Below are 15,472 nucleotides of genomic sequence, written 5' to 3' on the forward strand. Positions count from 1 at the left end.
GTGATGAAGGCCTGCATCCTCAGCGACAGTCTCATGACTGTCCGAAGGAGCCAGGCTGACGGGAGGAGAAAAGTTATAAGGCTGCGTCTGCGTGGGCTCGGGTGCCACTGCTGGCGCTGGCGGAGCCATGTGCGCAGGGGCCGAAGCCGGAACTGGAGTAGGAACTGCTGGAGCGGGCGCAGGCATGGGCATGCCCTGTGGAGGCGGCATCATGCCAGGATGCTGTGGCATCGGCATCTGCGGGTAACCTGGAGGGTAGCCCATCGGCTGCCCTGGATAACCCATCGGATGCTGCGGGTAGCCTGGCGGGTAGCCCATGGGCTGTGGATACCCTTGCGGCATCGCTCCCGTTGGAGGAGGCATCATCCCAGGCTGCATCGGGTAGCCTGGAGGATAGCCCATCGGATACCCGGGCGGCGGCATCATGCCAGGCTGCATGGGATAACCAGGAGGATAACCAATCGGCTGTGGTCCTCCTGGGGGCGGTGGAGGCTGGGGCTGGTCAGAAGGTGGCTGTTTGGGATCCATGAATGGTCAAAAAAGGTTCTTTCCTTCAGAATAGCGAACTACTCCCTGTTCATGCAAGTAGGGAATCGCAGCGAAATCACCTTTTAACGAATCAAAATCACGGCGGGAAATGCCGCCACCCCTTGCCAAGCTTGGTCAAACGTGGACAACTTTTATCCACGCTTCACGGTCAATACGGCATCAGCGTGATGAAGGACGTGTCCTTGATCTTCTGTCCGGGCTGTGTGCGTGTCATCAACTCAAACTGCTCAGACCACTTGAGCATGGCCTGAGTGGCGTGACCATACGGTTTGAAGTCCCTCAGACTGTAGAAGGTCATTTTATCGGCCTCATTGTCAGCAAACTGGAGGAACAGGCCACCGCTTTTCGAATCTCTCACCTTCCCTTCGATGGCCATGTTGCCTTTGGTGAAATAGCCTCCCAACCCCGCCACGGGGCCGACGACAAACTTGAGCGCCGTTTTGACCGCATTGCCCTTCGGACTTGTGGGGTTCAGTTCCACGATGGCAAGCTCCAGGGTCACCGTGTCGGGCCCGGGCTTTTGCTCGATGCTGTAACGGGACTGCGGTGATCGGAGGAAGGCTTTGGCGAACTCATTGCGCAGGCGCAGCGCCATCTCGTTTTCCCGGCGTTCAATGCTCCCCCATTGCACCTCTTTTTTGACGAGAGGCTTCTGGATGGGGCGCAAATATTGAAGAGTCACAGGTGCCACATAGAGCTTGGTTTTCTTGATGACCCCGGCTTCCAGTTCCTTGTCTGTGGTCATCCAAAGCTTGTGAAAGGGCAGTTGCTTGCGGGTGTCCATGGCCTTCTCGGGCTGCTCAAAGAAGGCGGAAAGCTTGGCGGGCTTGGCCTTGAGCAGGCGGTTGGTCGTGCCGCAGGAGGTCAACAAAACCAGGGCCATCAGGCCGGTTATCCGAAGCAGTGGGGGGAGAAGTCCGGGCATGTCGTGAAAAACGAAAAGACTGCAAAATTGAGAGCCTCAGGATTGCGTGACAGAGGTTGACGTCGCAAGCCATCTCTTCGACTTATTGCAACCAATGCGCGGTTTCCCCCCCATCCAGATCTTCGTCCTCGGCCTGCTTTTTGGGCTGCTGGCCGTGCCGCTCGTGCAGCTCACGGGAAATGCGCCCCGGCATGCGGAGAATGAGGACGTGCCTCAGGCGCAGGCGCAGCACGGCACCCAGGAGGTCAAAGGTGGCGATCAGCACCCCGAGGGCGAGCACAAGCACGTGGAGGTTCCAGCCCTGATCCGCCTGCGCTATGCGCACAAGCCGCTCTCAGTCAGCCTGAAGAGCAACGGCGAGGAATTGCTCACGAAACTGGATCTCTCCGAAGCGGTGGTCGAGGTCAAAGCCAAGGTCGAAGTCTCCCATGACGGCAACGAGCTGAGCCTGGAGGCCAAGTGGCCGGAAGGCACACCTGACACGGCTTTGACGGTCGAGATCGAACCTGAAGGTTTCGAGACGCGCCGTGAAACCCGCTGGTCCAGCGGCCCCACGCTGAGCGAAATCCTCACTCTTATCTGGTAATGTCCATGTCTGCATCCACTCCCAAAGAACACGTCTGCTGGGGCGGCGGCTGCGCGCATGCCCACCATCACCGCCTGGAGGTACGTGATCTCCGTGTGAGTTATCGTGAGGTGCTGGCGCTGGATGGCATCAACTTCGCCACCGAATGCGGACGCAGCATCGCGCTCATCGGTCCCAATGGCGCCGGCAAGAGCACGCTGCTGAAGTCGCTCGCAGGCCTCCTGCCCATGGAAAGCGGCAGCATCATCTGGCGCGGCCAGCCTCTCACCCGCAGCAGTCATGAGATCGCCTACCTTCCGCAGCGGGGAGATGTCGACTGGCAGTTCCCCATCACCGTGCGCGGCCTGGTGGAGATGGGACGTTATCCCAACCTCGGCTGGTGGCGTGGCTACTCGAAGCATGACAGTGACATCGTGCAGCGCGCTCTCACCGCCATGAACCTGCTGGATCTTCAAGATCGCCAGATCAGCGCCCTTTCCGGTGGCCAGCAGCAGCGCACCTTCATCGCTCGTGCCTTGGCGCAGGAAGCCCACGTTCTTCTGCTGGATGAACCCTTCACCGGTCTCGATAAACCGGCGCAAGACAACTTGAGCCGCCTCTTCAAAGAACTCACCGCGGAAGGGCGGCTGCTCATCGCCAGTCATCATGATCTGCAAACCGTCACCGGTTACTATGATGACGTGCTGCTCATCAAGAAGACCCAGATCACCTTTGGTGACGTGGCAACGCACTTCACGCAGGAGAAGATCGCCGAGGCCTATGGTGGCACAAGTGTCGCCAAGCTTTGAGCAAAGATGCTATAGCGCAGGCTGATCTGGATTCCCGGGCGTAACACGCTCGACAACCTCATGCCATGCTTCCTACCATAGGAGTATGGCACCTGCCCTTTTACATCCGCTTTACTGTGAACGCCCCAAGGCAGGCCTTTGTCTCCCGTCATGCTTCATCGTCACCACCTCACGGTCATGAAACGCCTTTTCCTCTCTCTCCTCCTCGCCGCCGTGTCCATCTCCCTTGCCCCAGCTCAAACAGCCGCCGAGTCCCTCGCGAAGGTGCGGAAGCTCACCGAGCAGGGCAACCATCGCGAGGCGGCGGACCTCGGCAAGGCGGCGCTCGCCAAACCCGATGTCTCCGGGGAACTCATGGTCGCGACGCTGGAGGCCTTGGGCAACCTCAGTGCCTACCCGGAGCAGGAGGAGGTGATCGAGGCAACGGTCAAGGCACATGCCAAATCCTGGGAGGTGTTGTCCGTGGGAGGTTTTTGGTTCACTCAGCTTGTCCATTACGGCGAGGTCGTGGACGGAAAGTTTGTTCGCGGTAAAAGTGATAACTGGAACAACCGCAAGGGCACCGAGCTCAAGGACCGTGTGCGTTCCTTGCAACTGCTGGAGGCTGCCTGGAAGGCTTTGCCCGCCGACATCGAGACCGCCGAGAGCAGCGCCTTAATTCAGGCTCTGACGACTACTCTGATGCAGGGGCATCACGGCGCTTTCAATGCGTGGTCGCTCCTGGCTCTGACGGATCTGACCACCCTGCCCGACTACGATGATGAGAGCGGTCTCGACTCACCTGCCAGCGGCTATCCCGTGGATGAGAAAGGTGACCCTATTTTTTTCCAGGTGCCTGCATCATGGGAGGCCGCGAAGAATGATGGTGAACGGCTGCGCTGGCTGCAAGCCGAGCGCACCAAGCTCAGTGCAGATGAAGCACTCAAAGCCCGCCGTGAGCTTGTGGAAGTGGCCACCGGCTGGTTCTCAGTCCAGACTCTCGCGGAATATGGTTTCCGATTTGGCGAAAACGATGACGCTGCTGACTCCAAGAGCAGCATCGCCACACTGCACACGCTGAAGGATGATGAGACCGTTGCCAAACTCGCCACTGGACCGAAGAGGTTTACTTTGCCGCCGGAGTGGAGTTTCCTGACCATCTGGAAGGGCATCGCAGAGGACGCTCAGGCACCTGCTTACTCACGCAAGGAGGCCTGGGAGCGCATTGCCCAGGAACTGCTGAATCGCCGTCAGCATCCACGTGCGGTCGAGGCCTTGCAGAAGGCTTTCGAGCTCGAAACCGATACGGCTGGCAAGGAGAACCTCCGTAAGCGGATTGAGCAGGTCACCGGCAACTGGGGCCACTTCGAGCCTCAGCAATCCTTCCCGGCCGACCAGGAGGCGAAGCTCCAGCTCGTCTTTCGCAATGCCACGAAAGTCAGCCTCGCCGCACGCAAGGTGGATGTGGCAAAGCTGCTCGCCGATGCCGAGGCCTATCTGCGCAGCGAGCCTGGTGAGTTTGACTGGCAGCGGGCCAATCTGAACACGATCGGCCAGCGCTTGCTCGCCAAAGGCGGTGACAAGTATCTCAGCAAACCCGTCGCTGAGTGGTCGCAGGATCTGGAGCCGCGTGCCAACCATTGGGACAAGCGCGTGGAAGTGCCAACTCCGCTTAAAGACGCAGGCGCCTATCTTGTCGAAGGCACCTTTGAAGGCGGTCACTGGACGCGCGCATTGGTGTGGCTGGAAGGCACCGTCATTGTGAGGACCAGTCAGTCGAATGGTCTGCACTACTTCGTGGCGGACGCAGTGACCGGTGCGCCTGTGGCCGGTGCCACGGTACGCTTTTTTGGTTACCGCACCCAGTGGGGCCGGGGCGGCCTGCTGAAGCGGGAAAAGATGCTGTATTTCTTCAAGGATTTCCAAGCCACCACTGACAAAAACGGCGTGGTGAAGGTGAAGGAAAACTTGAACGATCATCAGTGGCTCATCCGCGCCACCACGGCGGACGGCAGACTGGCCTTTGATGGTTTTGAGTCCGCCTATTTCTATGATCGCAGTGATAGCTTCGGCGAGCAGACTCGCCTCTACTCCATCACCGATCGTCCGGTCTATCGTCCCGGTCAGGAAGTAAAATGGAAGGCCTGGGCTCGCCTCGTGGGCTATGATCCCAAGCTGAACACGAACAAGTTTGCTGGCAAGTACGTGGAGGTCCGCATTCAAGACCCGCGCGGCGAGGAAATCGCCAAGAAGATTTACACGGCGGATGATTCCGGCGCGGTCAATGACGTGCTCTCACTGGCTGACGATGCCACACTAGGCGAGTACGGCATTTCGTTTTCGATAGCGTCGAAGGGGGGGACGACTATCGAGCATCTGGGCGATCATTCCTTCCGTGTCGAAGAATACAAGAAACCGGAATTCGAGGTGAAGGTGGAAGCCCCGGAAAAACCCGTGGCATTGGGAGATACCTTTGAGGTGAAGGTGAAGGCTGAATACTACTTCGGTGGTCCGGTGAAGCAGGGTAAAGTGAAGTACAAAGTGCAGCGCAGCGCACACACCGACCGCTGGTTCCCCATAGGACGCTGGGACTGGTTGTTTGGTGCCGGTTATGGCTGGCAGGCCACCTACTATGACTGGTATCCAGGTTCTTCACGCTGGTGCATGTGCGTTCCCCGCTGGCCATGGTTCCGCTGGCAGAGCGATCCGCCAGAACTCGTGGCCGAAGGCGAGGCACCGCTGAATGCTGACGGCACCTTCACCGTGAAGGTGGACACCACTCTCGCCAAGGAACTGCATGGCAATGAAGATCATCGCTATGAGATCGATGCCGAGGTCACGGACCAGTCGCGCCGAACCATCCTTGGTAAAGGCAGCGTGCTCGCCGCCCGTCGTCCGTTTGAAGTCTATGTGTCCACGGACCGTGGCTACTACAATGCCGGCGACTCAGGCACGGTGAATGTTCATGCGCGCACTTTGGACGGCCGCGAGGTCAAGGCCACGGGTGAGGTCGTGCTCTACCGCGTGACCTATGGCAAAGACGGCACTCCAGCTGAAGAAGCGGTGCACACAGTGCAGATCAGCCTCACCAGCGACAAGCCTGCGGCTCAGGAGAAGCTCACCTTTGCCCAGGGCGGCCAGTATCGTGTCTCGGTGAAGCTCAAGGACGAGGCGAAACATGAGATCGAAGGCTCCACCTTCCTCACCGTTCGTGGTCAGGGTTTCAATGAAGGCCGTGACTTCCGCTTTGATGATCTGGAACTGCTCACGGAGAAGGAAGAATATGCTCCTGGTGAGGAGGTTGAGGTGACCATCAATACCAACCGCATGGGCAGCACCGTGGCCTTGTTCCTGCGCGCCCAGAACAGCGTTTATCCCGAGCCCGTCTGGCTCAAACTGGAAGGCAAGAGCATCACCCATCGCTTCAAGCTCGATGAGGCCGATCAGCCTAACATCTTCATTGAGGCTTACACCGTCAGCGGTGCGCGTTTGCACAAGCTGACCCGCCAGATCATCGTGCCTCCGCAGAAGCGCATCGCCACCGTGGAACTGACGCCGGATGCAGAAACCTATCTTCCGGGTCAAGGCTCCAAGGTCAAAGTGAAGGTCAAGGATGCCAACGGCAATCCCTTCACAGGTCAGGTGGTGCTCACGGCCTATGACAAGGCGCTGGAGTACATCTCCGGCGGCAGCAACCAGGAGGACATCCGCCCCTTCTTCTGGGGCTGGAAGCGCAGTCACTACACGCAGGTCAACGACTCACTCCGCCGCATGGAAGCCAGGCTGCTGCGCGAGGGCGAGCTCTCGATGGAGTTTCTCGGCGCCTTTGGAAGTGCAACGGCCGATGACGAAGGTGTCGTGACACTCGCTGGAGGTGCCGCGAGAGGTGGCGGTTTCGGAAGAAGCCGGGGACTCAAGGCTGCAGCCCCGATGTCCATGGCGGCAGACGAGTTTGCGGCTGCACCTGGCTCACCACCGCCGCCACCTGCGCCCTTAATGGCTGCAGAGGTAGCGCCCGCACCCCCACCAGCGCCAGAACCAGAGGGTGGCCAGGACGGACCACAGCCCATGATCCGCAGCAACCTCGCTGACAGCGCGGTGTGGGTGGCAGATTTCAAGACCGATGCGAATGGCGAGGGCGAGCTGAACTTCAACCTGCCGGAGAACCTCACCACGTGGAAGTTGCGCTCCTGGGTCATGGGACCGCTGACGCAGGTCGGTGAGGCTGGCGTGGAGGTGATCACGCGAAAAAATCTCATGGTTCGCTTGCAAGCTCCGCGTTTCTTTGTGGAGAAGGACGAGGTCGTGATCTCCGCGAACGTGCATAACGAAATGGATGTTTCGCAGCAGGTGAAGGCCGTGCTCGAACTCGAAGGCGGTGTCCTGGAGTTCATCGAAGCCGAGACCAAAACTCCCGCCCCACGTGAAGTTGCTGCCCACAGTGAAACCCGCATTGATTGGCGCGTGAAAGTCGTGGCCGAAGGTGAGGCAAAGATCCGCGTGAAAGCGCTGGCGCAAAAGGACAGCGACGCCATGGAGATGACCTTCCCCGCCTACACGCACGGCATGCTGAAGACAGATTCCTGGAGCCTGGCCCTGCGACCCGATCAAGCTAGTGGCAAGGTCACCGTCAAAGTGCCTGCGGAGCGCAAGCCTGAGCAGTCACGCCTGGAAGTGCGCTACTCACCCACGCTGGCCATGGCACTCGTGGATGCCCTGCCCTACCTCGCTGACTATCCTTATGGCTGCACCGAACAAACTTTGAATCGCTTCGTGCCGACGGTCATCACGCTGAATGTGCTGAAAAACCTCGGCGTGGATCTGAAGACCATTCGTGAAAAGCGCACGAACCTCAATGCCCAGGAAATCGGCGATGCCGCGAAGCGTGCCAAACGCTGGCAGGGCAAGGATCGCGAGGGTAAATTGAAAGAAGCCGTCTTCGATGAAGACGAGGTCATGAAGATGGCCAAGACCGGTTTGAAGCGTCTCGAAGCCATGCGCAATGGAGATGGTGGCTGGGGCTGGTTCCCCGGTGGCCGTGAATCTTCACCTCATATCACCGCACTGGTACTGCATGGTTTGAAAGCCGCGCAGAAGGCTGGCCTGGATGTCAACGACGGCACCGTGCGTCAGGGCCTGGACTATCTCAAGAGCCATGAAGCCGAAGAACTCCGCTGCTTGAAGCTTCCAGAGAAGCACAAGGATCACAAGAGCAGCCCGGATCATCTCGATGCCCTCATTCACTGCACCCTGGTGGAGCACGGCCAGGGCAACAAGGAGATGCGCGGCTTCCTCTATGAGAAGCGGAACAACCTTTCACGCTACAACGTGGCCCTGCTCGGCATGGCCTGCCATGCTGTCGGCGAGAAAGACCGTCGTGACATGTGCCTGCGTAATCTCCGCCAGTTCCTGAAGCAGGATGATGAGAACCAAACCGCCTGGCTGGAACTGCCGCAGGGTGGCTGGTGGTACTGGTGGGATGATGCCATCGAGACCCAGGCTATCTTCCTGCGCCTGCTGAGCGCCGTCGAACCGAAAGGCGAGACTGCGGCACGCATCGCCAAGTATCTGCTCAACAACCGCCGCAACGGCACCTACTGGAACAGCACGAAGGACACCGCTGCGGTCATCGAGGCGATGGCAGACTTCGTGAAGGCCAGCGGTGAATCCGCACCTCAGCAAACCGTGGAGTTGCTGGTCGACGGCAAATCCCGGACGAAAGTGGAGATCACCAAGGAGAATCTCTTCAGCTTCAACGGGACCTTTGTTCTCAGTGGTGAAGATCTCAGCACTGGCGAGCACACGGTGGAACTGCGCAAGCTGGGTGAATCCCCTCTGTATGCGAACGCTTATCTCACCGTGTTCTCCAAGGAGGACATGATTCCCGCCGCAGGACTCGAGGTGAAGGCTCGCCGCAAGTTCTACAAGCTCATCGAAGAAAAGCCTGATCAGCAGGTGGCCGGCTCGCGTGGTCAGGTGGTGACCCAACAAGGTTTGAAATATCGCCGCGAGGAAGTCGCCAGCGATGCTGCCATCAAGAGTGGCGACCTCATCGAAGTCGAGCTGAGCATCGAGAGCAAGAACGACTATGAGTACGTGCTCATCGAGGACATGAAGCCTGCAGGCTTCGAGCCTGTCGAGGTTCGCAGCGGTTGGAACTACGATGGGCTGGCGAGTTACCAGGAGTATCGCGATGAACGCGTGGCCTTCTTTGCCGACCGCCTGCCCAAGGGCACTCACAATCTGCGCTATCGCGTGAAGGCCGAGATCCCCGGCCGCTTCAGCGCCCTGCCCACCAAGATCGAGGCCATGTATGCCCCGGAACTCAAAGGCAACTCTGACGAGTGGAAGGCCAAGATCGTGGAGGAGTGATGCGGGGGGGGTGTCCTCACCCGCATGCCCAACCAACTTTTGATTAACGTGCCAGTGCCGCAGTCTTTTCAGCGGCACTGACCGGCTTGGGCTCGTCAAACTGCATGAGCACCGTTGCACCATCGCCTTGAAGAATGCGCAGCTGCACGAGACGTTTGTTGCCGCGGTTGATCTGGAGATCGAGCTGCTTCAGGTGACGTTTCACAAACGGAGCCTTGGGCCGCAGCGTGATGGTGGAGATGCCAGGCGTGTCTTCGCTTTCCTTGACCAGGAAGTGCCGGTTCAGCTCATCCGGACTGGCCTCGCGGCCGCTCAGAAAGCGCGCCCACATGCGGTAGCGGGAGTCGTTTTCATCCAGCTCCTTCCATGGGGCGTCCGGTGCTTCCTTCACCCGAAACTCACGGGCATCATGCACCAGCACGGTCACTGCTTGAGAGGTGTCACCGAGCTCCCAACGGAACGCACCATCCTGAAAGCGCCAGAAGCGCCCCTCGGAAACCACGGGCTGTTTCAGCGCGGGCAGATTGCGCGTCTGCCGGAAGCTCACCACCATGTCTGGCAAATCCTTCTGGGCCGCAGCCCAGTCCATCATGACGGCAGGAATCGGCTCAGTCGGTTTGGGAAGAGTCACGGCCTGCGACCATGCGAGGGCTGGCATGACGAGGGCGAGGAGAAACGGGCGCATGGAAGATACTGAGGAAAATGGAGGACAATGTGACGTCTCAAGGCAGCAAGGCCTTCAAACGCTTCACTTCAGCGCGCACATCGGAGGCGAGCAAGAACGCTGAAACTACGACCACACGACGTGCGCCAGCCTGCAATATTTCAGAAGCTCGCGCCTCATTCACCCCGCCGATACAGAAGATCGGGAGGCTCACCAGCTCATGAACGCGGGTGATGTCCTGCAAACCGATCGGCACATAGTCAGGCTTGGTGCCAGTGGCATAAAGAGGTCCAAAGCCGATGTAGTCCGCCTGCTCAGCCTGAGCCGCCACAGCCTGATCCAGACTGTGCGTGGACTTGCCCACGAAGATCTCGGGACCGACGATGGCACGCGCCTTCGCCACCGAGTCGTCATCCTGGCCGACATGCACGCCTTCACTGCCGACGATGGCAGCCACTTCCGGATGATCGTTGATGACCAAGGGCACGCCGAGTTCACGGGTCACAGGAAGCATGGAGCGAGCGAGCGATTCCACCTCCGCCGGTGTCGCGCCCTTGGCTCGCAGTTGCAGGATGTCGACACCACCTTCAGCAAGCGCCCGTGTCATGGTCACCACGTTCTCCGGTTTGACGTAACCAAGATCGACGATGCCATAGAGTCGCGCAGCGCGCAGGGACTGAAGAGAGGCGGAGAGGTCGGGCATGCTTCTCACCTGCTGTGAAGTCGCCGCATGGTCAAGCACCGGCACACAGACTCTGCAGCCATTCCCGCAAAGCCTCCTTCCAGGAGCGCACGGGATGCCCGAGCAACTCTGCCAGACGAGCATTCGACATCACCGTATGCCGTGGCCGGCGTGCAATGAAGCTCGGGAAATCATCCAAGCGGTTTCCCTTCACCTCGAGACGCTCGGCTAAAAGTCCCAGCTCGACCGCGAAATCGACCACCTGCTGCCCATAGGTCTGCCAGGTCGCCACACCGCTGTTACAGAGATTGAGGGGCCCCGAAACGGAAGGCATTTTTTGCCAGAGCAACTCCAGCCAGGAGGCGATGTCATGCACGCTGGTCGGCGCGCTCCATTTGTCACCGATGGCCTGCAGACTCTTTCCTTGCCTGACCTCATTGAGGATTTGATCGGGAAAGCTGGGCCCGTTGCTACCGCCGAAGAGCCATGAGACTCGCGCTACCAGTGCCTCCGGGCACTCTCGCAGCACTGTGGTTTCTCCATCGCGCTTTGTGCGCCCGTAGTGATTGACGGGATTTGTGATCAGAGTCTCATCCAGCAGGTCTTCGGTCTCACCATCAAAGACATAGTCCGTGCTGATTTGAATCATGCGTGCCCCGCGGCGCTGACATTCTGTGGCCATGACCGCCGGTGCCTCAGCGTTGATGCGTGCGGCAAGTTCAGGCTCACGCTCGCAGACATCCGGACTGGTGATCCCTGCGCAGTTGATGAGCAGGTCAAAGTCCATGTCCCGCAAAGCGGTGGTCATGGACTCGGGCTTGGACAAATCCAGCCTGTCACGTCCTGGCGTCAACAGATCATAACGCGAGGTATAGTGCCTGACCAGAACACCACCTAGACGCCCGGTGGTGCCCGTGATCAGGAGTTTCATCCTCAACGCGCAGACAGATTAACTCTCAGCAGCGGGTTCGGCCGGGGGAGCAGCTGGTGGCGACTGACCGTCACTCTTGTGATCATCGTGATGATCGTCATCGTGATGGTCTTCTTCGTCATGCTTGTTCTCGCGAGGATCGTGCCCGTGCTGGTAGTGAGGGTCCTTATGCTCCGTCACGCCCTTCAGATGGGTCTTGAACTTGCGATGGCGCTGCTGCTCAGGCAGCGGGCTGATCTGCATGTTGATGTTACGACCGGCCATCTTCGGCTCCTGGTCGACATGTCCCATGGTCAGGAGGTCTTCCTTGATCTTTTTGGCAAGCTTGTGACCGAGCTCCTGATGGGCGATCTGACGACCACGAAACTGAAGCTGGATGCGGCACTTGTGCCCTTCTGCCAGGAAATCTTCAGCATGGAGGATTTTGATCTGATAATCATGCGGGTCGATGCCGATGCGGAACTTCATTTCCTTCACCTTGCCGCCCTTCTGGTGCTTGTGAGCTTCCTTCTTGTGCTTCTCCTGGGTGTACTTGTACTTGCCGTAGTCGACAATTTTGCACACCGGCGGTTCGGCGTTTGGCGCCACTTCCACGAGGTCAAGGCCACGCTCCTTGGCCATGCGAATGGCTTGGGAGGTCAGCAGCACACCGTACTGTTGATGGTTCACGCCATCAACCACGCGCACTTTGGGCGCACGGATGCGCTCATTGATGCGGGTCTGGTCGACATAGCGGCCATTGTTCGGCCGGCCGCCACGGTTCGGGCCACCACCGCCCATCGGCGGACGGGGACCTCCCATGGGAGGACGATATCCACCAGCTCCATTACCCTGATAGCCGCCAGCTCCTGGTGGGCGCGGTCCCAGTGGAGGCGCTCCTGCTGGACGCGGTGCGCCTGCTCCTGGAGGCCCTGCTGGGGCACCTGCGGGTGGCGGAGTGCCGGCCGGACGTGCGGGCTGCTGGTTTTGATTGCCCTGGCCCGGCCTGCCGCCGTACTGGGTGCTGCTCAGATTCTGGAATGGATTGCTAATAGTAGACCTCCTGGATGGATTCGGGATTCAAGAGGCCGGTAGAACCAGCACCCTGAAAAGTTTTCATGCGGACAGTACGGTAGAATTCAAACATATCAGACCGTACGGACTCGCGGCAGCATGGACGTTTTCTCCCGGTCCCGATCATGCGGGATGGTGTGAAAACGAGGGACAAAAATCATGCAGTAAAGAAAGGCGCGAAGGAAGGGCGAAAGCCGGATATCAAGCAAACAATCCGGAAGCCACGCACTCCTTAACGCAAGATTAACCACTTTCTTAGCACTCGGCAAGACGATTTCCGATATAATCTACCGAGGCGAAATCGGCACATCCAGCCGGAGCGGCACTAACGATGCTTGCCGATTGGTTGTATCAACGCTTGGATAGGTCCACCACATCGCCCATGCGCTCGCTTCCGTTCCTCCTCACCTGGCGAAAGGAAGCCGCCATTTTGCTGGCGATGCTGGTGACCTTGCTGGGGCCGTTCGTGCTCAAGCCGCGAGAGAGCACCGCTCCCGCTAAATTTGACCGGCGTCTGGTCATCCTCACCCCGCACCATGAGTTGATCCGCGAGGAGTTCGGGCGCGCCTTTGCCCGCAGTTGGAAGGAGGAGACCGGCCAAACCATCTTTATCGACTGGCGGGTTCCCGGCGGCACATCGGAGATCGCCATGATGATGAAGTCCGACTACACGGCTGCCTTTCAACATCACTGGTCCCGGAATTTAAAAAAGCCTTGGACGCCTGAGGTCGCTCAGGCCTGCCTGAATGCCAGGGCCGCTCCCAATGACCCGGCACGGGCGGAGTTCCTGCGTTCCAACGTGGGCATCGGTATCGACCTGTTTTTCGGCGGCGGCGGGTTTGACTTCCAGATCCAGGCAGATGCTGGCACGCTGGTGGCGGAGGTCGGTCCAGGAACCGGCCTGGCAGCGTTGCGAAAAAAACATCCCGACTGGTTCACGGATGCGATCATTCCCGAAAACCTCAGCGGCGAGCCTTTTCGCGATGCCAGGGACCGCTGGTGCGGTACCTGCCTGTCCAGCTTCGGCATTGTCTTCAATCGTGATGTTCTGCGCCGGCTCGGCATCGAGAAGGATCCTGAGAACTGGAGTGATCTCGCCGATCCCAAGCTGCAGGGCATGGTGGCTCTGGCAGATCCTGGCCGCAGCAGCTCGGTGGTGAAGGCCTTTGAGATGCTCATCCAGCAGGAAATGCAGAATGCCCTGACCAAGTTGATGATGGACCCGGGCAGGATCCCACCGGCGAAAATCGAAGACACCGCCGTGCAACAGGGCTGGACTGCTGGGCTGGCTCTGATCCAGCGCATCAGCGCCAATGCCCGCTACTTTAGCGATACTTCCACGAAGATCCCGCTGGATGTGCTGCGCGGTGACGCCGCAGCGGGAATGTGCATCGACTTCTATGGCCGGTCGGCCGAGGAGTCTGTGAAGCGTGCCGATGGCACCTCACGTGTCGGGTTCATCATGCCGGTCGGGGGCACCTCCATCAGTGTGGACCCGATCGCCCTCATGCGTGGCGCGCCAGATCCAGAGCTGGCCACTGCCTTCATGGAATTCGTGCTCAGTGAACCCGGGCAGCGCCTCTGGGGTTATCGGGCAGGCACGCCAGGAGGTCCGGAAAAGCTGGCACTCCGCCGTTTGCCCGTCCGCCGTGATTTCTACACGCCGGACCGCCTCGCGCTGATGAGTGACGCGCAGGTCATGCCCTATGACAGGGCTCGTGCCTTTGTCTATCACGCTCCCTGGACGGCCTCAGCCTTCAGTTCTCTGCGCTTTCTGCTTCGGGTGCTGTGCGTGGATACGCATGAGGAGCAGAAGACCGCCTGGAAGCATCTGGCGCGTGGCAACTTCCCTCCGCGTGCCACCACGGTTTTCCATGAGCTCGCCCCGGTTCGCTACGATCTGGCCCTGGGAGACATCAGTCAGATTCTGCGTTCGCGAAACAAGGTGGCGGAGACGCGGCTCTCCCGTCAGCTTGGCTCCCAGGTGAGGCGAAACTATGAGCTCGCAGCCAAACTCGCCCGCCAGGGGCGCTGAAACAGACGCTCCCTGTGGCATGCCGGGTGTCGAGAAAGGTTGTCTCAAAATGACATTCTTTTCACCAGCCAGACAGGGAATGACGTAGTAATTTGCATATCTTCATTCCCCTCCACGGCCTGATGATTGCTCGCCTCCTTCTCGCCCTCCTTCTTGTTACTGCGGGAGCTTCCTGCCGCTCGACCCAGCGTTTGGTGAAGGCTTTCCCTGCCGAGCCATCGTCATTCCTGGTGAACCAGCATGCCTTGATCAAGACGGATGCTGCCAAGTCCCCATTCCTTCGCGACTGGCGCAACAAGGACGCCGCAGCCTGGACGGAGGCCGAAAAGCGCAAACGCATCTACATTTCTCCTGTGGGCCTTGACCACCTGCGCCCGATGTCGCGCACCCTCTCCAAGATCGAGGTCACTGAGAAGTCCCGGCAAAAGAATGTGCGCAAGCTGGGAGACTACTTTCACGAGGAGATCGTGAAAGCTTTCAAGAGCGCACCACCTGGTAATCGCGAAGTCGTTCCCGCTGCGGATGCTGATTCTCTTGTGCTCGAAGTGGCGATCATTGAGTTCAATCCTAACCCCGTGATCGGAGGCCTGGTGCGCAAAGGCATCAACATCCTGCTCTGGCCTGGAGCAGAAACCGCTGTCTCCCATAAGCTCAAAGGCAACATGGCCATCGAGGGGCGGCTCATGGATTTCAAGACCAAGCAGGTGCTCTATGAGTTCGCGGATGCGGAGCAGAACCGCTCCGGCATCATCCTCTACGTGCACGACTACACGACCTACACCTACTTCCGCAAAGCCTGCCGCGAGTGGGCGAAGCAGATTGAGGCCGTGGTGCGCACGGAAGCCGCTTCGACCGTGAAGGACGGTCCTGCGGCCACGCTGCTGCTCTGGTGATCAGTCTCGAGGCTT

10 protein-coding genes and 1 pseudogene are annotated in these 15,472 nt (G+C 59.3%); 5 read left to right on the top strand and 6 right to left on the bottom strand.

Annotation, left to right across the window (positions count from 1 at the left end; all coding sequences use genetic code 11):
• Positions 1–528, bottom strand: a pseudogene (locus BGE01nite_RS28950) (hypothetical protein); the annotation flags it as partial.
• 169 nt (positions 529–697) lie between these two features.
• Positions 698–1,432, bottom strand: a complete 735-nt coding sequence (locus BGE01nite_RS10115; RefSeq protein ID WP_170266711.1) for a DUF3313 family protein — start codon at positions 1,430–1,432, stop codon at positions 698–700.
• 136 nt (positions 1,433–1,568) lie between these two features.
• Between BGE01nite_RS10115 and BGE01nite_RS10120 the strand changes: the two genes are divergently transcribed.
• The 3 genes from BGE01nite_RS10120 (at position 1,569) to BGE01nite_RS10130 (ending at position 9,199) form a co-directional block, all read left to right on the top strand.
• Positions 1,569–2,060 (top strand): hypothetical protein, encoded by a 492-nt coding sequence (locus tag BGE01nite_RS10120; protein WP_146850337.1) that lies wholly within the window; start codon positions 1,569–1,571, stop codon positions 2,058–2,060.
• A gap of 5 nt (positions 2,061–2,065) precedes the next feature.
• Complete coding sequence (locus BGE01nite_RS10125) at positions 2,066–2,848, top strand: metal ABC transporter ATP-binding protein (protein WP_146850338.1); 783 nt, start codon at positions 2,066–2,068, stop codon at positions 2,846–2,848.
• Between the two features lie 177 nt (positions 2,849–3,025).
• Positions 3,026–9,199: an alpha-2-macroglobulin family protein gene (locus BGE01nite_RS10130; RefSeq protein WP_170266712.1), complete on the top strand. Its 6,174-nt coding sequence runs from the start codon at positions 3,026–3,028 to the stop codon at positions 9,197–9,199.
• A gap of 43 nt (positions 9,200–9,242) precedes the next feature.
• Here the strand turns inward: BGE01nite_RS10130 and BGE01nite_RS10135 are convergent, their stop codons facing one another.
• From BGE01nite_RS10135 to infC, 4 genes are read right to left on the bottom strand one after another with little or no spacing between them, the layout of a single operon-like run.
• Positions 9,243–9,884 carry a LolA family protein gene (locus BGE01nite_RS10135; RefSeq protein ID WP_146850340.1) on the bottom strand — a complete coding sequence of 214 codons (642 nt, stop codon included), beginning with the start codon at positions 9,882–9,884 and terminating at the stop codon, positions 9,243–9,245.
• A 37-nt stretch (positions 9,885–9,921) separates the two neighbouring features.
• Positions 9,922–10,566 carry a thiamine phosphate synthase gene (gene thiE, locus BGE01nite_RS10140; protein WP_146850341.1) on the bottom strand — a complete coding sequence of 215 codons (645 nt, stop codon included), beginning with the start codon at positions 10,564–10,566 and terminating at the stop codon, positions 9,922–9,924.
• A 31-nt stretch (positions 10,567–10,597) separates the two neighbouring features.
• Positions 10,598–11,476: an SDR family oxidoreductase gene (locus BGE01nite_RS10145; RefSeq protein ID WP_146850342.1), complete on the bottom strand. Its 879-nt coding sequence runs from the start codon at positions 11,474–11,476 to the stop codon at positions 10,598–10,600.
• Positions 11,477–11,494: 18 nt separating this feature from the next.
• Positions 11,495–12,277 carry a translation initiation factor IF-3 gene (infC, locus tag BGE01nite_RS10150; protein WP_246145697.1) on the bottom strand — a complete coding sequence of 261 codons (783 nt, stop codon included), beginning with the start codon at positions 12,275–12,277 and terminating at the stop codon, positions 11,495–11,497.
• A 634-nt stretch (positions 12,278–12,911) separates the two neighbouring features.
• On the opposite strand from infC, the gene BGE01nite_RS10155 reads away from it, so the two are divergent.
• Both BGE01nite_RS10155 and BGE01nite_RS10160 read left to right on the top strand, forming a co-directional pair.
• Entirely contained in the window at positions 12,912–14,564 is a 1,653-nt protein-coding gene (locus tag BGE01nite_RS10155; RefSeq protein ID WP_146850343.1) for an ABC transporter substrate-binding protein, read from the top strand.
• A gap of 122 nt (positions 14,565–14,686) precedes the next feature.
• The gene (locus BGE01nite_RS10160) at positions 14,687–15,457 is read left to right on the top strand and encodes a DUF3313 family protein (RefSeq protein WP_146850344.1); all 771 of its coding nucleotides are present in this window, start codon (positions 14,687–14,689) and stop codon (positions 15,455–15,457) included.
• Positions 15,458–15,472 lie beyond the last annotated feature (15 nt).

Source organism: Prosthecobacter gellanilyticus (assembly GCF_007992435.1).
Classification (GTDB): Bacteria; Verrucomicrobiota; Verrucomicrobiia; order Verrucomicrobiales; family Verrucomicrobiaceae; genus Prosthecobacter; species Prosthecobacter gellanilyticus.